17 protein-coding genes are annotated in these 21,839 nt (G+C 59.4%); 6 read left to right on the top strand and 11 right to left on the bottom strand.

Annotated elements, in window-relative coordinates; genetic code table 11:
• Positions 1-8: 8 nt before the first annotated feature.
• Together ATU_RS13380 and leuS are read right to left on the bottom strand one after the other, a co-directional pair.
• Positions 9-554, bottom strand: a complete 546-nt coding sequence (locus tag ATU_RS13380; RefSeq protein WP_051883820.1) for an LPS assembly lipoprotein LptE — start codon at positions 552-554, stop codon at positions 9-11.
• On the bottom strand, positions 547-3,177 hold the full coding sequence (gene leuS / locus ATU_RS13375; protein WP_010972538.1) for a leucine--tRNA ligase: 2,631 nt from the start codon (positions 3,175-3,177) through the stop codon (positions 547-549). The genes ATU_RS13380 and leuS overlap by 8 nt, the downstream gene beginning before the upstream one ends.
• A gap of 192 nt (positions 3,178-3,369) precedes the next feature.
• Between leuS and ATU_RS13370 the strand changes: the two genes are divergently transcribed.
• Entirely contained in the window at positions 3,370-4,029 is a 660-nt protein-coding gene (locus ATU_RS13370; RefSeq protein WP_035258020.1) for a YggS family pyridoxal phosphate-dependent enzyme, read from the top strand.
• A 60-nt stretch (positions 4,030-4,089) separates the two neighbouring features.
• Here ATU_RS13370 and ATU_RS13365 read toward each other — a convergent pair whose 3' ends face one another.
• Positions 4,090-4,794, bottom strand: a complete 705-nt coding sequence (locus tag ATU_RS13365; protein WP_035258017.1) for a DUF1013 domain-containing protein — start codon at positions 4,792-4,794, stop codon at positions 4,090-4,092.
• A gap of 228 nt (positions 4,795-5,022) precedes the next feature.
• Here ATU_RS13365 and acs point away from each other — a divergent pair, with 228 nt between their 5' ends.
• Entirely contained in the window at positions 5,023-6,978 is a 1,956-nt protein-coding gene (gene acs / locus ATU_RS13360) for an acetate--CoA ligase (RefSeq protein ID WP_010972535.1), read from the top strand.
• Positions 6,979-7,073: 95 nt separating this feature from the next.
• Here acs and ATU_RS13355 read toward each other — a convergent pair whose 3' ends face one another.
• The 6 genes from ATU_RS13355 to ATU_RS13330 form a co-directional block, all read right to left on the bottom strand.
• On the bottom strand, positions 7,074-8,081 hold the full coding sequence (locus tag ATU_RS13355; protein WP_006310926.1) for a TRAP transporter substrate-binding protein: 1,008 nt from the start codon (positions 8,079-8,081) through the stop codon (positions 7,074-7,076).
• A gap of 30 nt (positions 8,082-8,111) precedes the next feature.
• Complete coding sequence (locus tag ATU_RS13350) at positions 8,112-9,389, bottom strand: TRAP transporter large permease (protein ID WP_003516526.1); 1,278 nt, start codon at positions 9,387-9,389, stop codon at positions 8,112-8,114.
• A gap of 4 nt (positions 9,390-9,393) precedes the next feature.
• Positions 9,394-9,924, bottom strand: coding sequence for a TRAP transporter small permease (locus tag ATU_RS13345; protein ID WP_010972534.1), 531 nt, complete (start codon positions 9,922-9,924; stop codon positions 9,394-9,396).
• A 116-nt stretch (positions 9,925-10,040) separates the two neighbouring features.
• Positions 10,041-11,201, bottom strand: a complete 1,161-nt coding sequence (locus ATU_RS13340; RefSeq protein WP_010972533.1) for a fumarylacetoacetate hydrolase family protein — start codon at positions 11,199-11,201, stop codon at positions 10,041-10,043.
• Between the two features lie 203 nt (positions 11,202-11,404).
• Positions 11,405-12,121: a FadR/GntR family transcriptional regulator gene (locus tag ATU_RS13335; protein ID WP_010972532.1), complete on the bottom strand. Its 717-nt coding sequence runs from the start codon at positions 12,119-12,121 to the stop codon at positions 11,405-11,407.
• 116 nt (positions 12,122-12,237) lie between these two features.
• The gene (locus tag ATU_RS13330) at positions 12,238-13,680 is read right to left on the bottom strand and encodes an FAD-binding oxidoreductase (RefSeq protein WP_010972531.1); all 1,443 of its coding nucleotides are present in this window, start codon (positions 13,678-13,680) and stop codon (positions 12,238-12,240) included.
• Between the two features lie 193 nt (positions 13,681-13,873).
• On the opposite strand from ATU_RS13330, the gene denD reads away from it, so the two are divergent.
• The 4 genes from denD (at position 13,874) to ATU_RS13310 (ending at position 18,652) form a co-directional block, all read left to right on the top strand.
• Positions 13,874-14,860: a D-erythronate dehydrogenase gene (gene denD / locus ATU_RS13325; RefSeq protein ID WP_006310918.1), complete on the top strand. Its 987-nt coding sequence runs from the start codon at positions 13,874-13,876 to the stop codon at positions 14,858-14,860.
• Positions 14,857-15,759, top strand: a complete 903-nt coding sequence (locus tag ATU_RS13320) for an NAD(P)-dependent oxidoreductase (protein WP_010972530.1) — start codon at positions 14,857-14,859, stop codon at positions 15,757-15,759. Before denD ends, ATU_RS13320 begins: the two co-directional genes overlap by 4 nt.
• Before the next feature lie 9 nt (positions 15,760-15,768).
• Entirely contained in the window at positions 15,769-17,553 is a 1,785-nt protein-coding gene (locus tag ATU_RS13315; protein ID WP_010972529.1) for an IlvD/Edd family dehydratase, read from the top strand.
• Positions 17,554-17,677: 124 nt separating this feature from the next.
• The gene (locus tag ATU_RS13310; protein ID WP_010972528.1) at positions 17,678-18,652 is read left to right on the top strand and encodes a threonine ammonia-lyase; all 975 of its coding nucleotides are present in this window, start codon (positions 17,678-17,680) and stop codon (positions 18,650-18,652) included.
• A gap of 2 nt (positions 18,653-18,654) precedes the next feature.
• Here the strand turns inward: ATU_RS13310 and ATU_RS13305 are convergent, their stop codons facing one another.
• A complete protein-coding gene (locus ATU_RS13305; RefSeq protein ID WP_010972527.1) occupies positions 18,655-19,758 on the bottom strand; it encodes an NAD(P)/FAD-dependent oxidoreductase in 1,104 nt (367 codons plus the stop codon).
• A gap of 436 nt (positions 19,759-20,194) precedes the next feature.
• Complete coding sequence (locus ATU_RS13300; RefSeq protein WP_006310912.1) at positions 20,195-21,376, bottom strand: M20 aminoacylase family protein; 1,182 nt, start codon at positions 21,374-21,376, stop codon at positions 20,195-20,197.
• Positions 21,377-21,839: the final 463 nt, after the last annotated feature.

The raw sequence follows: 21,839 nt of genomic DNA, 5'->3' as shown, positions 1-21,839 counted from the left end.
CGCCGCTCTCAGCGGCCGAGGGTGGCGGCGATATCGGTGCGGATGATTTCAGCCAGCTCGCGGGCCGCACGGTTTTCGGCGTCGCGGATCGCCCGGATCTTGGCGAATTCCTGCTGCGGCAGATCCACCTGCGCCGTCACGCTGCGGCGTGCGGAGCGCAGGATCTGACCGTCCGAGACGCGCGTCAGGACATATTGACCAGTCATCACGACACGGCCGGGATAAGGACCGTCGTAATTGTTGTTCGCGCGGGTCGTCAGATCGTAGTTCTGCACCTCTGTGGTCGTGGCGCTCGAGCTTACGGCAATCTTGACATTATATTGCGCCGTGGCCGGTTCTCCGGCACCGCCGGACATCAGGAAGATCAGCTGGTTGCGTACTTCCAGCCCAGCCCGACCGCCGATCTGGGAGACGCTGACGGCCGCCAGCCTTTCCTTGGTTCCGGAAGCTTCGCCATAAAGCGGGCGCACCTGGCAGCCCGCCAGAAGACCAGCCATCATCACGACGGAAATTGCTGCCGCAACGCGGCTCCATCTCGAAAAAACGTCAGACAACAATGTTCACAATCCTCTGCGGAACCACGATGACTTTCTTGGGCTCGCCACCGGCAAGAATCGATTTGACGGCGTCCAGCTCAAGGGCGGCCGTGCGGACCGCATCTTGATCCGCATCGCGCGCGATTGTCAATTCACCGCGCTTCTTGCCATTGACCTGCACGGGCATGACCACGTCGTTTTCCTCGACCAGCGAAGCCACGAAGGTCGGCCATGGCGTCTCAGCCACCAAGCCTTCATTGCCCAGCGCGGACCAGCATTCTTCCGCGAGATGCGGCGTCATGGGCGCGATGATGCGGATCAGGATTTCGACGGCGTCACGCGCGGCCGCCTTGACGTTATCAGGTTTGCCGCCGGCAGCGACATCCGCAAGCGGACCGGCGAGGGCATTGACCAGTTCATAGATGCGGGCGATGGCCTTGTTGAAGGCGAGCTTGTCCAGATCTTCCTGAACAGCCTTCAGCGTCTTGTGGGCTGCCTTGGAGGCCGCCAGCCCTTCGCCTTCGGTCGCCGGCTTCGGTTTCACACCCTTCAACTGTTCGGCGGCTTCACCGATGATGCGCCAGACGCGCTGGACGAATCGGTTTGCACCTTCCACGCCGGCTTCGGACCAGATGACGTCGCGATCGGGTGGAGAATCCGAGAGGACGAAGAAGCGTGCGGTATCGGCGCCATAGGATGCGATGATATCGTCAGGGTCGACCACGTTCTTCTTCGACTTCGACATTTTTTCGATGGAGCCGATCTTAACCTCTTCGCCAGAAGAGAGCAGGAACGCCCGGCGCGTGCCGTCGTTTTCCTCGATCCTCAGTTCCGCAGGCGGCACCCATTCGCGCGTCAGGCCTTCACCGCGGCTATAGGTCTCGTGGACCACCATGCCCTGGGTAAACAGGCCCTTGAAGGGTTCCTTGACGCCGACATGACCTGTCTCGCGCATCGCGCGGGTGAAGAAACGCGAATAGAGCAGGTGCAGGATGGCATGCTCGATGCCGCCGATATACTGGTCAACCGGCAGCCAGTGATTGGCAACTTGCGGGTCAGTCGGCTCGTCTTCCCACGGCGCTGTGAAGCGGGTGTAATACCAGCTGGAATCGACGAAGGTGTCCATCGTGTCTGTTTCGCGACGCGCGTCATGGCCGCATTGCGGGCAGGAAACATGACGCCAGGTAGAATGGCGATCCAGCGGGTTGCCGGGCACATCGAAAGTCACGTCGTCGGGCAGCTTGACGGGCAGGTCCTTTTTCGGAACCGGCACCACGCCGCAGACTTCGCAATGAATGACCGGGATCGGGCAACCCCAGTAACGCTGGCGGGAAATGCCCCAGTCGCGCAGGCGGAAATTGACCTTGCGCTCGGCCTGCGGTGCATTGCCGAGAGACTGCGCCGACAGCTTCTGCACGACGGCTTCGAAGGCGTCCGTCGTCTTCATGCCGTTCAGGAAGCTGGAATTGATCATCACGCCATCATCGGTGAAGGCGGTGTCTTCAACGGTGAAGCTTGCTGCGTCGGGACCTTCGGGTGCGACGACGGCGACGACCGGCAGGCCGTATTTGCGGGCGAAGTCCAGATCACGCTGGTCACCCGAAGGGCAGCCGAAGATTGCGCCGGTGCCGTAATCCATCAATACGAAATTGGCGACATAGACGGGCAGTTCCCAGCTGGGATCCAGCGGGTGCACGACCTTGACGCCGGTATCGATGCCCTTCTTTTCGGCGGTTTCCAGCGCTGCCAATGAGGTGCCATGGCGGCGGCATTCGTCGCAGAATTCGGCAATGGCAGGGTTGGTCGCCGACAGTTCCTTTGCAAGCGGATGGTCGGCGGCGATTGCCAGGAAGGACGCACCGAACAGCGTGTCGGGACGCGTTGTATAGACGGTAATGTCGGAGAAACCTTGCGGCGCCGTGTCAGCGACGGTCTGCCAGCGCAGCGACAGGCCTTCGGAACGGCCGATCCAGTTCTTCTGCATCAGGCGCACTTTTTCAGGCCACTGATCCAGTTCGTCCAGTTCGTCCAGCAGGTCCTGGCTAAAATCGGTGATGCGGAAGAACCATTGCGTCAGTTCGCGCTGTTCGACCAGTGCGCCGGAGCGCCAGCCGCGGCCGTCGATCACCTGCTCATTGGCCAGAACCGTGTGGTCGACCGGGTCCCAGTTGACCTTGGACTGCTTGCGGTAAACCAGACCCTTTTCCATGAAGTCGACGAACAGCGCCTGCTGACGATGGTAATATTCCACATCGCAGGTGGCGAATTCGCGGGTCCAGTCCAGCGACAGGCCCATGGATTTCAGCTGGCCGCGCATGGTGGCGATGTTCTGGTAGGTCCAGTCCTTGGGATGGACCTTGTTCTGCATAGCCGCATTTTCAGCGGGCATGCCAAAGGCGTCCCAGCCCATCGGGTGCAGGACGTTGAAACCACGGGCGCGTTTGTAACGGGCGACGACGTCACCCATGGCGTAGTTGCGGACATGGCCCATATGGATGCGTCCCGAGGGATAGGGAAACATCTCTAGAACGTAATATTTCTCGCGCGGATCGCTGTTATCGGTGACGAAAACCTTGTCTTCGTTCCATTTCTGCTGCCAGCGCGGCTCGGCGTCGCGAGGATTGTAACGTTCGATGGCCATTATCTAAAATTCCGGGTATCGAGGGGAAAAATTTGCGCTGACCTTCACCATGAAACGACCGGGGCGTCAAGTTTGGCGGGGCATTCGGGCGTTCAATCTTGGCCAGCGTGCCTCAAATGGTGCTAAAGGCGCTTGGCATCAAGGCAATCGGCGTCTAGTTAGCGGTTTGAACGGTTTAAAAAAGGTCTTGTGATGGAAATCGAAGCACGTCTTGAGGATGTCAGGCAACGCATTGCGGATGTCGCGGAAAAATCCGGTCGCAAGGCGGCGGATGTTGCCTTGGTTGCGGTCTCCAAGACCTTCGATGCAGAAGCGATCCAGCCCGTCATCGATGCCGGCCAGCGCGTGTTTGGCGAAAACCGCGTGCAGGAAGCGCAGGGCAAGTGGCCTGCGCTCAAAGAAAAGACATCCGATATCGAACTGCATCTGATCGGACCGCTGCAATCCAACAAGGCGGCGGATGCCGTCGCGCTGTTTGACGTCGTCGAGAGTATCGACCGGGAAAAAATAGCTCGCGCGCTTTCCGAAGAATGCGCCAGACAGGGCCGCAGCCTGCGGTTTTATGTGCAGGTCAACACCGGCCTTGAGCCGCAGAAGGCCGGCATCGATCCGCGTGAAACCGTCGCCTTCGTGGCTTTCTGCCGGGACGAATTGAAACTGCCGGTCGAGGGATTGATGTGCATTCCGCCGGCGGAGGAAAATCCGGGGCCGCATTTTGCGCTTCTGGCGAAGCTTGCCGGGCAATGCGGTCTTGAGAAGCTTTCCATGGGCATGTCCGGCGATTTTGAGACGGCCGTCGAATTCGGCGCCACCAGCGTGCGGGTCGGCTCGGCGATTTTCGGCAGCCGGTAGAAGCCTGAAAACAAAAAACCCGGCACGGCGGCCGGGTTTCAAATGTCGGAAAGACTTCGATCAGTATTGATCGTCCTCGTCTTCGTCCTTCGGTGCGGACTTCAGCGAAGAAAGTTTCTTGAAGACGGCGTCGGCGTCGATCTGCTGTTCTTCCTCGCGCTGGTAGTTGTTGTAGTCCAGACCTTCCGTCGCCGTTGCCGGCTGCAGCGTGTTACCGAGTTCTTCGGCGGTCGGGAGCGGGCGGCCACGCGACGCGCGTTCGACTTCGAGGTCAAGATCGATCTGGCTGCAGAGGCCGAGCGTTACCGGGTCCATCGGCGTCAGGTTGGCCGAATTCCAGTGGGTGCGGTCGCGAATCTGCTCGATGGTGGATTTGGTGGTGCCGACGAGGCGCGAAATCTGCGCGTCCTTCAGTTCCGGATGGTTGCGCACCAGCCAGAGAATGGCGTTTGGACGGTCCTGGCGCTTGGAAACCGGCGTATAACGCGGCCCACGGCGTTTGGATTCCGGCACGCGTACCTTCGGCTCGGAAAGCTTGAGCTTGTGGCTGGGATTGCCTTCAGCGCGGGCGATCTCGTCGCGGGAAAGCTGTCCGGTCGCGATCGGATCGAGACCCTTGATGCCCTGCGCGGCTTCGCCGTCGGCAATCGCCTTGACTTCGAGCGGATGCAATTTGCAGAACGTGGCTATCTGGTCGAACGACAGCGCGGTGTTGTCGACCAGCCATACAGCAGTTGCCTTTGGCATGAGCAATTGTTGAGCCATAGATACAGTCCTTCTGTCCGTCCGCGCCGGGGTCGCGGGCGTGGTATTAACCACTGATTTCCGGGATATTGGCGCTCTATAACCGGATTGCATCATAATTGCAATTCTTTGCGAAACAAATGCCTTTGTCTAATTGCCGTCAGTCATTGACCTGCTATGAATTCACCACATGCCTGAGGTGGGAGTCTCAAGGCGCGCAACAAGACATACTTGGTTCAGGAGGAGTTCATGTCTGCCAAAATCTACCCGGTGCTCAAATCGGCGAAAGCCCGCACGCTCATCGACAATGAGCGTTACCAGAAATGGTATCAGGAGAGCGTCGAGGATCCGGAAAAATTCTGGGACAAGCACGGCCGGCGGATCGACTGGTTCAAGCCCTATACCAAGGTCAAGAACACCTCATTCAAGGGGCGTGTGCCGATCAAATGGTTCGAAGACGGCCTGACGAACGTCTCCTATAACTGTATCGACCGGCATTTGAAGACGCATGGCGAGCGCACGGCGATCATCTGGGAAGGCGACAATCCCTATATCGACAAGAAGATCACCTATAACCAGCTCTATGATTATGTCTGCCGTCTGGCCAATGTGCTGAAGAAGCACGGCGTTAAGAAGGGTGACCGCGTCACCATCTACATGCCGATGATTCCCGAGGCGGCCTATGCCATGCTTGCCTGCGCCCGCATCGGTGCCGTGCATTCCGTCGTCTTTGGCGGCTTCTCGCCCGAAGCGCTGGCCGGTCGTATCGTTGACTGCGAATCGACCTTCGTCATCACCTGCGATGAAGGCGTTCGCGGCGGCAAGCCGATCCCGCTCAAGGAAAATACCGACAAGGCGATCGATATCGCCGCCAAGCAATATGTCATCGTCAACAAGGTTCTGGTCGTGCGCCGCACCGGCGGCAAGACCGGCTGGGCGCCGGGCCGCGACATCTGGTATCATCAGGAAATTGCGACCGTGAAGCCGGATTGCCCGCCGGTGAAGATGCGGGCGGAAGATCCGCTGTTCATCCTCTACACTTCAGGCTCCACCGGCAAGCCCAAGGGTGTGTTGCACACCACGGGCGGCTATCTCGTCTATACGTCGATGACGCATGAATATGTGTTCGATTACAAGGATGGTGAAGTCTTCTGGTGTACGGCCGATGTTGGCTGGGTTACCGGCCATTCCTACATCGTCTACGGGCCACTCGCCAATTGTGCGACAACGCTGATGTTCGAGGGTGTTCCCAACTTCCCGGATCAGGGGCGTTTCTGGGAGGTCATCGACAAGCACAAGGTCAATATCTTCTATACCGCGCCGACGGCGCTCCGATCGCTGATGGGGGCGGGCGACCAGTTCGTTCAGCGCTCGTCGCGCGAAAGCCTGCGGCTTCTCGGAACGGTGGGTGAGCCGATCAATCCGGAAGCGTGGGAGTGGTATTACCATGTGGTCGGCGAGGACAAGAGCCCGATCGTAGACACCTGGTGGCAGACGGAAACGGGCGGCATTCTCATCTCGCCGTTGCCGGGTGCGACCGATCTGAAGCCAGGGTCGGCAACAAGGCCGTTCTTCGGCGTGCAGCCGCAGCTTGTCGATGCCGAGGGCAATGTGCTGGAAGGGCCGGCGGACGGCAATCTCTGCATCATCGACAGCTGGCCGGGCCAGTCGCGGTCCGTTTATGGGGATCACCAGCGATTCGTCGACACCTACTTCTCGACCTACAAGGGCAAGTACTTCACCGGTGACGGCTGCCGGCGCGACGAGGACGGTTATTACTGGATCACAGGTCGCGTCGATGACGTGCTCAACGTCTCCGGCCACCGCCTAGGCACGGCCGAGGTAGAATCGGCACTGGTCTCGCATCATCAGGTTTCGGAAGCGGCGGTGGTCGGTTATCCGCACCCCATCAAGGGGCAGGGCATTTATTGTTATGTCACGCTGATGGCGGGGCAGAGTGGCGATTATGCGCTGCGCGAGGAGCTGGTAAAGCATGTGCGCAACGAGATCGGACCGGTTGCGACGCCCGACAAGATCCAGTTTGCGCCCGGCCTGCCGAAGACCCGCTCAGGCAAGATCATGCGGCGCATTCTGCGCAAAATCGCCGAGGACGATTTCGGTGCGCTTGGGGATACGTCGACGCTTGCCGATCCGGCGGTGGTGGAAGATCTCATCGCCAACCGCCAGAACCGCACGGCGTCCTGATCTTCTGGAAAGGCTGCTTCGGCAGCCTTTTCTTTCCGCAAACGAAAACACCCGGAAGCAAACTTCCGGGTGTTTTTTATTCAATACAGATAGGCTTACTGGCCGCGGATTTTCTTCAGGTCGGCCAGAACGGCGTCAACGACATCAGCGCCGATTTCAGCCTTGTGCTTTTCGTAAACGACCATCGACTTTTCGCGGATACGGGTCTGCTCTTCCGGAGACAGCGTGTTGACCTCGAGGCCGGCAGCCTTGATCTTTTCCAGCGACTTCTGGTTCAGTTCGCGGATGACCTTGCGCTCTTCATCGCGACCGACGACTGCGCATTCACGCAGGGCCGTCTGTTCTTCGGGCGTGTAGCTGTCGAAGATCGGCTTGGAGAAGAGGAAGAGGAACGGCGTGTAGGCGTGGTTCGTCTCGGTGACGTATTTCTGCACCTCGTAGAACTTGGAAGTGTCGATCGTCACATAGGGGTTTTCCTGCGCGTCGATCGCATTGGTTTCAAGCGCTGAGAACACTTCACCAAAAGCCATCGGCGTTGCATTGGCGCCGAGGTTCTGGAAGGTGTCGAGGAAGATGTTGTTCTGCATCACGCGGACCTTGAGGCCCGAGAAATCTTCCCACTTGTTCACGGCGTGCTTGGAGTTGGAAAGGTTGCGGAAGCCGTTCTCCCAGTAGGCCAGGTTCACGAGGCCCTGTTCTTCCAGCTTCTTGTTCATCATGTCGCCAAAGGCGCCGTCCATCACGGCATCGGCTTCTTTGTCATTGGCAAAGAGGAACGGCAGGTCGAAGACGCCGAGCGACGGAATGAGACCGACGAGCGGCGAGGACGATGTGACGACGGCTTCCTGAACGCCGGAGCGCAGGGCCTGCGTCGCCTGAAGGTCGCCGCCGAGAGCGCCACCCCAGAATGCTGTCAGCTTCAGCTTGCCGCCCGACTTGTCGTCGAGGCAGGCCTGCATGGCCTTGATGCCGTTGCCGACAGGATGGTCCTGGTTGATGCCGTTCGAAACACGGATGTTGCGGCTGTTGAATTCGGCCATTGCCGGGGCAGCGGCGCCAACGGCGAAGGCGATTGCCGTGGTGGTCAGAAGAAGCTTTCTCATAATATCCTCCCTTGGATTGTGTTCGAGAAATTAACGAAGGTACTGCAACGGAACCATGACGATGTCGGGGAAAATCACCAGCAGCGCCAGAACGATGGTTTCGGCAACGAGGAACGGCCAGACGCCGATCGTGACCTTGCCGAGCGGGATGCGTCCGACGCCCGAGACGACGTTCAGCACGACGCCAACCGGAGGCGTAATCAGGCCGATGGCGTTGTTGATGATGAAGAGGACGCCGAAATAGACCGGGTCGATGCCTGCCTGCTTGACGATGGGCATCAGAACGGGCGTCAGGATCAGGATGGTGGGGGTCAGGTCGAGGGCGGTTCCGACGATGAAGACCAGCACCATCATCGCAACCATCAGAAGCATCGGACGATCGATCAGCGGTTCGATATAACCAGCGACTTCGTTTGGAATGTTCGCGGCCGTGATGAGCCATGCGGAGACAAGTGCTGCGCAGACGAGAAACATGATGATCGAGGTGCTTTTGGCAGCGCGTAGAAGAACGTGGAACAGATCCGCCGGCTTCAGTTCGCGGTAGATCACCATGCCGACGAAAAGAGCGTAGCCGGCAGCGACAACGGCGGCTTCCGTCGGCGTCATGATGCCGGCCTTGATGCCGCCCAGAATGATGACCGGCATGCCAAGCGCCCAGCCGGCGCGGACCGTTGCAACCAGACGTTCTTTGCCCGAAGTCTTGGGCAGAGGCTTGATGTTATCCTTACGGACCACGATCAGCCAGGCGATGATCAGCGAAATGCCCATCAGAATACCGGGTACGATACCGGCAAGGAAAAGCTGGGTGATCGAGACGTTGGCGGCGACGCCGAAGACGATGAAGGCCATGGAGGGCGGAATGACCGGGGCAATGATGCCGCCCGCAGCAATCAGGCCGCCGGAGCGCGGAATGTTGTAACCGGCTTTCGCCATCATCGGGATGAGGATTGCGGCAAGGGCTGCGGTGTCGGCAGCGGCCGAACCGGAGATGCTGGCCATGATGATGGCCGCGACGATCGCCACGATGCCGAGGCCGCCACGGATATGGCCGACGAGCGCAATCGCAAAATCGATGATACGGCGGGAAAGACCACCGGAGTTCATCAGTTCACCGGCCAGAATGAAGAAGGGGATGGCGAGCAGCGTGAAGGTATCCGCGCCCGAAATCATGTTCTGGGCGATGATCGCCGTGTTGAACATGCCCATGTACCACATTAGCACGACGCCGCAGAACATCAGCGAGAAAGCGACGGGAACGCCAATCGCCATGGCTCCGAGAAGAGAGCCGACAAAAACGAAAAGTGTCATGGTATCAGCGCTCCGAAAGCTGTTCGATCGTGAGGTTCTCGCCGGCGAACTGGGCGATTTCGTCCTCTGTCACGCCGCCCGTCACATACCGATAAAGGCGTTCAAGGGCGATGATGAACATCAGGCAGCCGGTGAACATGCCGATGCCGTAGACCCAGATCATCGACAGCTTGGTGACAGGGGCGTGCATGCTGGCATTGATGGCGGACTGTTTCCAAGTTCCCCAGAAGAAGATGGCGGAACAGCCCAGAATGATGATGTTCGACACGATCATGCAGACGATGCGGGCGCGGCGCGACAGGAACATCACGAGCGTTTCGATGCCCATGTGGCTGTTTTCGCGGAAGGTCAGAACGGCGCCGAGGAAGGTCAGCCACACGAAGAAATAACGCGACAGCTCTTCCGAGACGTTGATGCCGGAATTCATCGTGTAACGCATGACGACGTTGACGAAGACCATGATCGACATGCCGGCGAGCAGCAGGACGAGAATGATTTCGAGAATCCGGTAAAAGAGATTGATGGTCTTTTGCATTTTCCCCTCCCGAAGAAATATCTGGAGCATTTTCAGCGAAGGATCGCCTTCAATACTCCACCTATTGGTTTTCGCAATTCTGGGTGCAAAACCGAAATGCGGTTTTGCGGGATTGCCTAGAGCAGTCCGCGTTTCGCCAGGTTGCGCATCAGGGCCACGGTGCCGAATGTCCATTCCGGGCATTCGTCAGTCGTCGTTACCCAGTTGATCAGCTTGCCGAGCTTGGGTGTCGAGATTTCGACGCGGTCGCCCTTGGAGTGGGTGAAGCCGAGACCCGGGCCATGGCGGTCCTTGACCGGCGCGAACATCGTGCCAAGGAAGAAGACGGCGCCATCTGGATATTGATGGTTGCGGTTCAAGAGCTGGGACGCAAGGTTTTCCGGCGTGCGGCTGATTGCCTGCATCGCGCTGACGCCCGTCATGGTGAAACCGTCTTCGCCCTCGACCAGAAGCGAGATCTGCGACTTCTTCACGTCTTCAATGGTGAAATTGCCGTCGAACAGGCGGATGAAAGGACCGATCGCGCAGGATGCGTTGTTGTCCTTCGCCTTGCTGAGCAGAAGGGCGGAGCGGCCTTCGAAATCGCGCAGGTTGACGTCGTTGCCGAGCGTCGCGCCAACGATGCGGCCATCGGAAGCGATGGCAAGCACCACTTCCGGCTCCGGGTTGTTCCACTGCGATTTCGGGTGAACGCCGATCAGCGCGCCGCAGCCGACGGAGGCCATAGCCTGCGCCTTGGAGAAGATTTCCGCATCCGGGCCGATACCAACTTCCAGATATTGCGACCAGAGGCCCATTTCCTGGAGTAGTTTCTTCACTTCAGCGGCTTTTTCCGAACCGGCCTCAAGTCCCTTCAGATTGTCGCCGAGAACCGGAGCGAGCCGTCCACGGATTTCCTGCGCGCGCAGCGGATCACCCTTGGCCTGCTCCTCGATCACTCGTTCCAGCATGCTGTCGGCAAAGGTGACGCCGGCGGCCTTGACGGCTTGAATGTCGTTGGGGGCAAGAAGCTCGCCAGCGGAACCGTCCAGAAACGCGTCAAGCGCGCCGAGCGCGACGAAGGTGCTGGTGACGGCAAGCTGCTCCACCAGATCCGTCTTTTCCAGAAGTTCGGACATGGTGGGGGAAAGCGAGGTGAGGTCATAAAGCACGCCGCCCTTGAGCAGCACGGGGCAGGGCCCGCCTTCGCTTTTCGACCAGACGCGGCCGACGAGCAGCGCGTTTTCGAAATCGTCAGGCAGAATTGCGGTAGCGTCGATGGACCTTGTGCCGGTCATATAGTCCTCCCCTTCAGCATCCCACAGGCCGCCTCCTGCGGTCTTATTGTCTGGATGTCTGACAACCTAATCTCATTCTTCTTAGTATGACTTTTGCGGCGAGTCTAGCGGTGCATCAGACAAAAATTCGCCTTATTCGCCATCGCCATCCAACAAATGCGGCAAAGCTGTCCTATAGCTTCAATACCAACGGCGTCCAAAGATCAGAAGATGTCGAGATCAATGTTCAGCCGTCGGGCAGCGCCTAAAATGTGCTGACGCATGGCATCTCGCGCCAGCGCAACATTTCGCGATGCAATGGCGTCCCGCAGCACGACATGCTCGTTTATGGTAATTTCCAGGATTTCGCCGTAAACGGCCCGCGAAAAAGCGGTATTGATGGCCGAACTAATGCGTTGGGCAATGAAGCCAAGAAAAATCAGGAAATATTCATTACCGGTGGCTTGCGCCATGGTGCGATGGAAATCGAGATCAGCTTCGACCCCGTCCTTGGACCATTCGATAGCATTGCGCATGCCGTAAATGGCCTTGTCGAACTTTTCCAGATGTTCGGGTTTGTGATGTAATGCCGCAAGGCCTGCGGCATCGATCTCCAGCGACATCCGAAGTTGCATCAGGTCTCGGAAGTTTTCGGGATCGTTCAGGGTGGATTGCTCGATCCGGATCGACAATCGTTGCCGCGGATCGGTTACAAAAGCGCCTACCCCTTGCCGGGTTTCAACGAAACCTTCGTTGCGCAGTTGCGCGATCGCCTCGCGAATGACCGAACGGCTGACGCCGAAGGTTTTTGCAAGCACATGTTCCGTCGGCAGCCTGTCACCCGGCCCGAGCTGCGAATCATTGATCTCGCGAGCGATCTCCGCGGCGATACGGCCGGGCAGATGATCGTTGCGATGTATCTGATTGAACTCCAGCGTCATGATTGCTCCCGTTCCACAGAAACGATTGGTTCGTTTTCCCGCGGCAGCGACTTCCTCCTTCGCCGCCAGCGGGTTTTCAAAGGCGGCGTGTTCAAACCGCCTTTGTTATTTCTCGATTAGCTATCCGGTTGCAGGGTTATCTGGCAACCGGGATTCATTCGCAAATCGGGATCGAAGGCATTTTTCAAACCCGTGATCATCCGACGCTGCACATCCGATAGCCGGCTTTCGAAATCGGAGCGTTTCAGGCGGCCAATGCCGTGTTCGGCACTGATGCTGCCGACGTAACGGTCGAGGACTTCGTTCACGAGTGTCTTGGACTTGTAGATAAAGGCCTCACGCTCCTCCAGTGTTGCACCGTTGGGCGGCAGCACGTTGAGGTGGACATTGCCGTCTCCGACGTGACCGTAGGAAACCGCAAGGCATTCGGGGAGTTTTTCCGCCAGTTCGGCTTCCGCCTCGGCCACGAAAGCCGCGAGTTTGGAGAGCGGCACCGAGATATCGGTGCGCATATGGCTGCCGCGCAGCGCCTGGCCTTCGTTCATGCCCTCGCGGAACAGCCAGAGCGACTGCGCCTGCGCGCGGGAGGAAGCGATGACGCCGTCCAGCACCAGGCCATCTTCCATCACGCCCTCGAGGAAACGCCCCATAAGGTCGGCCGTATCCACCAGCCCTGAGCCGGAAATCTCCATCAGCACATAGGCGGGATAATCGCCGGCGATCGGCATCTTCAGATCGGGAATAGCCTCGATCGCCAGCGTGAAGGCGACGGGCGGCATGAATTCGAATGCGGACATGAGGTCGCAGCATTCGCGGCGGGCGCGGCGGTAAAGCTTGATGGCGTCATCAAGCGAATTGAGGCCGAGCAGCGCCGTCTCGACATGTTCGGGATTGGGGTAAAGTTTGACGGCAACCGCGGTGATGATGCCGAGGGTTCCTTCCGCACCGATGAAAAGCTGCTTCAGGTCGATGCCGCGATTGTCTTTGCGCAGGGTCGACAGGCCATTCCAGATGGTGCCATCCGGCAGGACCACTTCAAGACCCAAAACCAGTTCGCGGGTCATGCCATAACGCAGGACATTGATGCCGCCGGCATTGGTGGAGACGTTGCCGCCAATGCGGCAGCTGCCCTGCGCGCCGAGCGACAGCGGGAAAAACATGCCCTTGTCCTGAACTGCATCCTTGAATTCCGAGAGGATGCAGCCGGCTTCGACTACGGCCGAAAAATCATCGCTGTCTATGGTGCGGATCGCGTTCATACGCTCAAGGCTTAGCACCACCTGATGTTTGGGCGCATCGGGAATGCCGCCGAGCACCAGCCCGGTATTTCCGCCCTGGGGAATGATGGCGAGGCCGAGTTCGGCGCAGGCGATCACCGTATCGGACACTTCCTTGGTTGAGCGGGGGCGGATGACGGCCACGGCCGAGCTGGTGACGTCGCCGTGCCAGTCGCGGCAATAACGCAGCATGTCTTCCTGAGAGGTCAACAGTAGAGCCTCACCCAGCCTGTTCTTCAACGAGAACCGCAATTCCCCGATATCGTGTTCGCTCAATTCCACCCTCTCCGTCCAATCCGCCCTAAAATATCCACGCAAGAGTCTTTCGCCCTTGCTTTTACCGGTTTGTGAAAAATACTATTTTCAATCGGATCATATAAGGTTATCAGACAACCTTACAAGCTAATTTATCGGTCACGAGGCCGATGGTGATTTTCGGTCCCGGGAGAATGGCCGGGACATAGAGGAGGAAGACATGCATATCGCAATCATCGGCGCCGCAGGCATGGTTGGCCGCAAGCTGACGCAGCGTCTCGTCAAGGACGGATCGCTCGGCGGCAAGCCGGTCGAGAAGTTCACGCTCATCGACGTGTTCCAGCCTGAAGCTCCCGCCGGTTTTTCCGGTGCAGTCGACGCGCGGGCGGCCGATCTCTCGGCGCCGGGCGAAGCCGAAAAGCTGGTCGAAGCCCGTCCCGATGTCATCTTCCATCTTGCGGCCATCGTCTCCGGTGAGGCCGAGCTTGATTTCGACAAGGGCTACCGCATCAATCTCGATGGCACCCGTTATCTCTTCGACGCCATCCGCATTGCCAATGGCAAGGATGGCTACAAGCCGCGCGTGGTCTTCACCTCGTCGATTGCCGTTTTTGGCGCGCCGCTTCCCTATCCGATCCCGGATGAATTCCACACCACGCCGCTGACAAGCTATGGCACACAGAAGGCAATCTGCGAGCTACTGCTGTCCGACTACAGCCGCCGCGGTTTCTTTGACGGTATCGGCATTCGTCTGCCGACAATCTGCATTCGTCCCGGCAAGCCCAATGCTGCCGCCTCCGGCTTCTTCTCCAATATCCTGCGCGAGCCGCTGGTCGGCCAGGAAGCGGTTCTGCCGGTTCCGGAGAGCATTCGCCACTGGCATGCCTCGCCGCGTTCCGCCGTCGGTTTCCTTATCCATGGTGCGATGATCGACGTGGAAAAGGTCGGCCCGCGCCGCAACCTTTCCATGCCGGGCCTCAGCGCCACCGTTGGCGAACAGATCGAGGCGCTGCGCAAGGTTGCCGGTGAAAAGGCCGTTGCGCTCATCCGCCGTGAACCGAATGAGATGATCATGCGCATGTGCGAAGGCTGGGCACCCGGCTTCGAAGCAAAGCGCGCCCGCGAGCTCGGCTTTACGGCCGAGAGCTCGTTTGAAGAGATCATTCAGGTTCATATTGAGGACGAACTGGGAGGTTCACTGAAATGAGTGTCGGCGGGGAGGAGAAGAAGCGGTCTGTCGCCTTTATCGGCACGGGCCTGATGGGCGGGCCGATGGCCCGGCGTTTGCTGGGTACCGGCTTTTCGGTAAAGGTCTGGAACCGCAGCGTCGATAAGGCGCAGGCGCTCGTTGCCGATGGTGCCGTTCTGGCGGCCTCTCCGGCGGAGGCCGCAAGGGGTGCCGATATCGTCATCACCATGCTGAGCGATGGCAATGCCGTGGGCGAAGTGCTGTTCGAGGCGGGCGTGGCCGAAGCGCTGGCAAAAGGTGCCGTCGTGATCGACAGCAGTTCGATTGCGCCGCCTATTGCGCGCGAACACTCTTCCCGTCTACAGGCAATGGGTATTCATCACGTCGATGCACCGGTTTCCGGTGGTGTGCCCGGTGCAACGGCCGGCACGCTCGCCATCATGGCGGGCGGTGACGAGGCATTGATATCTGGACTTGTGGATGTCTTCGCGCCGATGGGCCGGCTCACCTATGTCGGCCCCTCGGGTGCGGGCCAGCTCTGCAAGCTCGCCAACCAGCAGATCGTCGCCATCACCATCGGCGCTGTTGCCGAAGCGATGATGCTGGTGGAGGCGGGCGGAGCGTCCCGCGAAGGGTTCCGCAATGCCATACGCGGCGGTTTTGCCGAAAGTCGGATTCTGGAACTGCATGGCGAACGCATGGTGAAGCGCAATTTCGTGCCGGGCGGTCCGTCCAAGTTCCAGCTCAAGGATCTGAACGGCGTGCTTGCAACGGCCAAGGATCTCGCTCTTACCCTGCCACTCACCCAGCAGGTGACGCGGGAATTCGATGATTTCGTCGGTGATGGCGGGGCGGATATCGATCATAGCGGCATCCTGCTTTACCTCGAAAAACTCAACAATCGTGAACAGGGCTGAGGCGATCTCATGAGCGACGACAAGATACCCATGCGCCGCCTGCGATCCCAGGACTGGTTCGATAACCCCGATCATCTCGACATGACGGCGCTCTATCTGGAGCGCTTCATGAATTACGGCGTGACGCCGGAAGAGCTGCGCTCCGGCAAGCCTGTCATCGGCATCGCGCAGAGCGGCAGTGACCTCACGCCCTGCAACCGGGTCCATGTGGAACTGGTCAAGCGGGTACGCGATGGCATCCGTGATGCGGGCGGCATACCGATCGAGTTTCCAACCCATCCGATGTTCGAAAACTGCAAGCGCCCAACGGCGGCGCTTGATCGCAATCTCGCTTATCTCAGCCTCGTGGAAGTGCTTTACGGCTACCCGCTCGATGGTGTCGTTCTGACAACCGGCTGCGACAAGACCACGCCTTCGGCGCTGATGGCGGCGAGCACGGTGGATATTCCCGCCATCGTGCTTTCCGGCGGGCCGATGCTCGACGGGTATCATGACGGCGATCTGGTCGGTTCCGGCACCGTCATCTGGCGCATGCGCCGCAAATATGGCGCGGGCGAAATCACTCGCGAGGAGTTTTTGCAGGCGGCGCTGGAATCGGCTCCGTCGGTCGGGCATTGCAACACCATGGGCACCGCATCCACCATGAATGCCATTGCTGAAGCGCTCGGCATGTCACTTACCGGCTGCGGCGCGATCCCGGCCGCTTACCGCGAGCGTGGCCAGATGGCCTATCGCACCGGTCGTCGTGCCGTCGAGCTTGTGATCGAGAATATCAAGCCCTCCGACATCATGACGCGCGAGGCGTTTTTGAACGCGATCCGGGTCAACTCGGCGATCGGCGGTTCCACCAATGCCCAGCCGCATCTTGCGGCGATGGCCAAACATGCGGGCGTCGAGCTTCGCGAAGAGGACTGGCAGGCTCACGGTTACGACATTCCGCTTCTCGCCAATGTCCAGCCTGCCGGCAAATGGCTGGGTGAGAAATACCACCGCGCCGGCGGCACGCCCGCCATCATGTGGGAGCTTCTGAAGGCAGGCAAGCTCGACGGAAGTTGTCCGACCGTGACCGGCAAAACCATGGCGGAAAATCTCGACGGGCGGGAATCGACCGACCGCGACGTGATCCTGCCCTATGACAAGCCGCTCAAGGAGCGCGCCGGTTTCCTCGTTCTCAAGGGCAATCTGTTCGATTTCGCCATCATGAAGACGAGCGTGATCTCGGCGGAGTTCCGCCAGCGTTACCTCAGCGAGCCGGGCCGCGAGGGGATATTCGAAGGCAAGTGCGTCGTATTCGATGGTTCGGAGGATTATCACGCCCGCATCAACGAGCCGTCGCTGGATATTGACGAGCGCACCATTCTTGTCATTCGTGGCGCGGGGCCGCTCGGCTGGCCGGGTTCGGCCGAGGTCGTCAACATGCAGCCACCGGATGCGCTTCTGAAAAAGGGCATTACCAGCCTGCCGACGATCGGCGACGGTCGGCAGTCGGGAACGGCGGACAGCCCGTCGATCCTCAATGCTTCCCCGGAAAGTGCGGCGGGTGGCGGGCTGGCATGGCTGCGCACTGGCGATGTGATCCGCATCGACTTCAACAAGGGTGAGTGCAATGCGCTGGTGCCGCAAGCGGAGCTTGATGCCCGCAAGGCCGACGGCATACCCGCCGTGCCCGCCGATGCAACGCCCTGGCAGCGTATCTATCGTCAATCGGTGACCCAGCTTTCGGACGGTGCGGTGCTGGAAGGGGCGGCGGATTTCCGTCGGATCGCCGAAAAAATGCCCCGGCACAATCACTGACCGAACATGACAAAATCCCCGGCCAGGACCGGGGATTTTTCTTTTGGAGGCGGTTTCGCATTTGATCACGACCTCCTAATGTAGCCTGAGATTCCGCATTAGATCCGCTTACCGGGGGCAGGGCATGACAGATATTTCGATGATCGAGGCGGCGCGTGAGCGCATCGGCAACCATGCGGTGCGAACACCGCTGCTCACCTCGCCTTTTCTGGACGAGATCGCCGGGCGAAAGCTGTTCGTTAAGGCGGAATGCCTGCAAAGGACGGGATCCTTCAAGTTTCGCGGCGGCTGGTCGGCGGTATCCGGCCTGCCGGCGGATGTGCGCGCCAAGGGTGTGATCGCTTTTTCCTCCGGCAACCATGCGCAGGGCGTGGCGCTCGCGGCCCGCCTGCATGGCATTCCCGCCGTCATCATCATGCCTTCGGATGCGCCGAAGATCAAAATCGACAATACCCGCGCCTATGGCGCCGAGGTGGTGCTTTACGACCGGGCGAATGAAGACCGTGACGCCATTGGCAACCGGTTGTCGAGCGAGCGCGGTTTGACCCTGATCAGGCCTTACGATGAACCGCTGGTGATTGCGGGGCAGGGGACCGCTGGGCTGGAAATCGCTGAGCAAGGCGCCGAACTCGGTATCGGTGCTGCCGAGGTTCTGGTGCCTTGCGGTGGCGGCGGCCTCACCTCCGGCATCTCTCTTGCACTCGATGCGAAAGCGCGAAATTATAAGGTCAGGACGGCAGAACCGGAGCGTTTCGATGACGTGGCGCGCTCCCTTGCGGCGGGCAAGATCGAGCGGAATGCGACGACATCGGGTTCGATCTGTGATGCAATCGTCACGCCGCAGCCTGGCAATATCACCTTTCCCATCATGGCAGGGCTTTGCGGGAAAGGTATCGCCGTCAGCGAGGAGGAAGCGCTGCGGGCCATGGTTCTCGCCTTCAACCGGCTGAAGGTCGTTATCGAGCCGGGTGGTGCTGTTGCGCTTGCCGCAGCGCTTTTTCATGGCAAGGAACTGGAAAGCGAAACCGTGATTGCGGTTGCCTCCGGCGGCAATGTCGATCCCGGGATCATGGCCGACGCTCTGTCACGCTTCGGTTGATATCAGGCCTCCAACCGTGCGGCGATCTCGCCGGCAATCGCCAGAGACGCGGTCAGGCCGGGACTTTCTATTCCGAACAGATTGACGAGGCCGGGAAAACCATGGGTTTCCGGCCCATCGATGCGAAAGTCCATGGCTGGTTCGTCCGGCCCGGAAATCTTCGGACGGATACCGGAATAGGCAGGGGCCAGCGTGTGTTCCGGCAGGCCCGGCCAATAACGCCTTATGGCGTCGCCGAAACCCTCCATGCGGCGGGGATCGACGGCATAGTCGATGGTATCAACCCATTCCACATCGGGCCCGAACCGGGCCTGACCGGCGAGATCCAAAGTCAGGTGCACACCAAGGCCGTGGGTGTGCGGTGCAGGATAGATTAACCGCGAAAAAGGCGATTTGCCTGTCAGCGAGAAATAGCTGCCCTTGGCGAAACGTGCCTGCGGGATCGCCACTGACGGCAGTCCCTCGATCATGGCTGCCACCATCGGCGCGACTAGCCCGGCGGAATTGACGAGCAGCCGGCATGTAAGGCTGACAGGTTCTTTTCCGCCGACATGAACCCGGAAACCGTCGCCGATCGCTTCCGCCCGTTCGAACGGTGCGTTGAGCGCAAGGGCTGCGCCATGGTCTTGTGCCTCACCAAGCAGCGCCAGCATATAGCCGTGGCTGTCGATGATGCCCGTCGAGGGTGAGAGCAGGGCTGAGCTGCAGGCAAGGGCAGGCTCGAGCGAAAGCGCGTGTCGTTGGTCGATCAGCTCCAGATCGTCGCAGCCATTGGCTTTGCCTTTTGCGCCGAGGGCAACGAGCAAGGGCGTTTCGTCATCGCTCGTGGCGACGATGAGTTTACCGCAATGGCGGTGCGCAACGCCGTGGCTCTCGCAAAAGTCATAAAGCCGCTGCCTGCCCTCGACACAGAGCCTCGCCTTGAGGCTTCCGGCTGGATAATAAAGCCCCGCATGGATGACTTCGCTATTGCGGGACGAAGTGGCCGAACCGAATTCCGTTTCGCTTTCCAGAATGATAACGGAAAGGCCGTGCATCGACAATTCGCGGGCCGTCGCAAGCCCGATCACGCCCGCTCCGATGATGATAGCGTCGATGTCAGTCATGTCTTCCTGTCCGCGGAAGGGCCGTTTGAACCAACTCCCTCCCGACGCGTTAATAGTCCGCGATGGGTAGATTGATGCTTGTTGGGAGGCAAGTGACGACCCCTATTTTTCCCAATTGGCACTTCTTATGGAATTTTATCTCTACTGAAACAGTGGGGAATAAAGCTATTCTCTACCCCAGATGAGCAATGCCCGTTTCAAGGGCCGAGCAGGAAGGGAGTGTACAATGTCTTATTCCAAGGCAGGAAAAGTAAAAGACTTTGTTTCGCAGCCCCAGTCGCCTCGCAACTGGAGAGATTCCGTTCATGCGGCTCTTGTCGGCGTGTGCATGGCCTTCGTTGCTGCTGTCATATTCGGTCTCGTTCCCTGATCCTCCCTAGTTTTCAGGCAAGTTGAGAATAAAGGCCGGTCGCTCCTCCGACCGGCCTTTTCATGTTTATCGCGCCTTCAGATAGTCCTCCGCCAGATCCACCCAGAAGGTGGTTCCGATCGGTAGAATCTCGTCGTTGAAATCGAATTTCGGATGGTGCAGTGGCGGATCGTTATCGGTGCGCGCGGTGCCGAGGAAGAAATAGCAGCCCGGCCGCTTTTCCAGCATATAGGCGAAGTCTTCCGCGCCCATTGATGGACGCTTCATTTCCAGAACCTTCTCCGGTCCGGCAAAACGACGGGCGAGATCGGCGACATAATCCGTCTCCGCCTTGTGATTGACGGTTGCGTTATAACCGCGCTCGTAATCGATGGTGACGCTCATGCCGTAGCTTGCTGCCTGGCCTTCGGCGATGGCCCGGATACGCTTTTCCAGCTCGTCGCGCACGCCCGGATCGAAGGAGCGGATGGTCAGCAACATCTCTGCCGTTTCGGGAATGACGTTGCTCGCCATGCCAGCATGGAATGCGCCAACGGTCACGACCGCCGACAGTTGCGGGTGGATATTGCGGGACACCACCGTCTGCAACGCCATGATGATGCTCGCGCCGGCAACGATGGGATCGGCCGCATCCTGCGGTTCGGCGCCGTGGCCGCCATAACCTCTGACAGTGATTTTGCATTCGTCGACGGCGGCAAGGATCGGCCCGTCGCGCAGCACGAATTGTCCGAAGGGCAGGCCGGGATCATTATGCAGGGCAAAGACTGCATCGCACGGGAAGCGCTCGAACAGGCCGTCTTCGATCATGATGCGGGCGCCGCCGAAATTTTCCTCGGCCGGCTGGAAAATCAGATGCAGGGTGCCATCGAAATTCCTGCGTTCGGCGATGATCTTCGCCGCTCCGAGCAGCATGGCCGTGTGGCCATCGTGACCGCAGGCGTGCATGACGCCCTGATGGGTGCTGGCATAGTCCGCCCCGGTTTCCTCGTGGATCGGCAGTGCGTCGATGTCGGCGCGAATGCCGAGCGCGCGGGTGCTGTCACCGTTTCGGAGCGTCGCGACGATGCCGGTCCCGGCAAGCCCGCGCGTCACCTCGTAGCCCATTTCCACCAGCTGTTCGGCAATGAAATCCGACGTCTTGAATTCCGAAAGACCGATCTCGGGGTGGCGGTGCAGATGGCGGCGGATCGCCACCACGTCTGGCATATGGTTGGCAAAGGAGGCGATGTTTGCGGTCTGTCTGGTCATTTTCGAAGTCCCCGGCTAGGCCGTTCTGTCTCGGTGTATTTCCCATCGGACATATCAGCATATAAATTTATTCTAAAGTGCTCGTCGCCATGGCGAAAGCCCTTGAAATTCGGCGCTTGCATCGCATCGCCACAGGTGGCATGGAACTATTGACGTCCTGGGGCATTAGCTCCTTTCGGATGTAGCGCAGGCTTTATCGGCCCCGCGTTGCCCTTCAGGTGTCAAAGGGGGACTATCGGACGTTGCGCCAACAATTTTCGCCGTGGGGGAAGGTGAGAAATCCGGTGGGAACGGCTTTGCCGGGCCGGAGGACAAAATTTTCCTGTCGTCGAAACCCCGTTGTTCGCACTAATGCCCGGCTTTGCAGGGAGATGCGACGGACTGCGCCGCCAAATGCCATGCCTGAGGATATTCACCGTTTGACGATCCGCTTCCTGCGGCGGCTCTGCCGGTTCACCGAAGG

Source organism: Agrobacterium fabrum str. C58 (genome assembly GCF_000092025.1).
Taxonomy (GTDB): domain Bacteria; phylum Pseudomonadota; class Alphaproteobacteria; order Rhizobiales; family Rhizobiaceae; genus Agrobacterium; species Agrobacterium fabrum.
The sequence above is the reverse complement of the archived record's forward strand: the minus strand, read 5'-3'. Positions and strand labels throughout refer to the sequence as shown.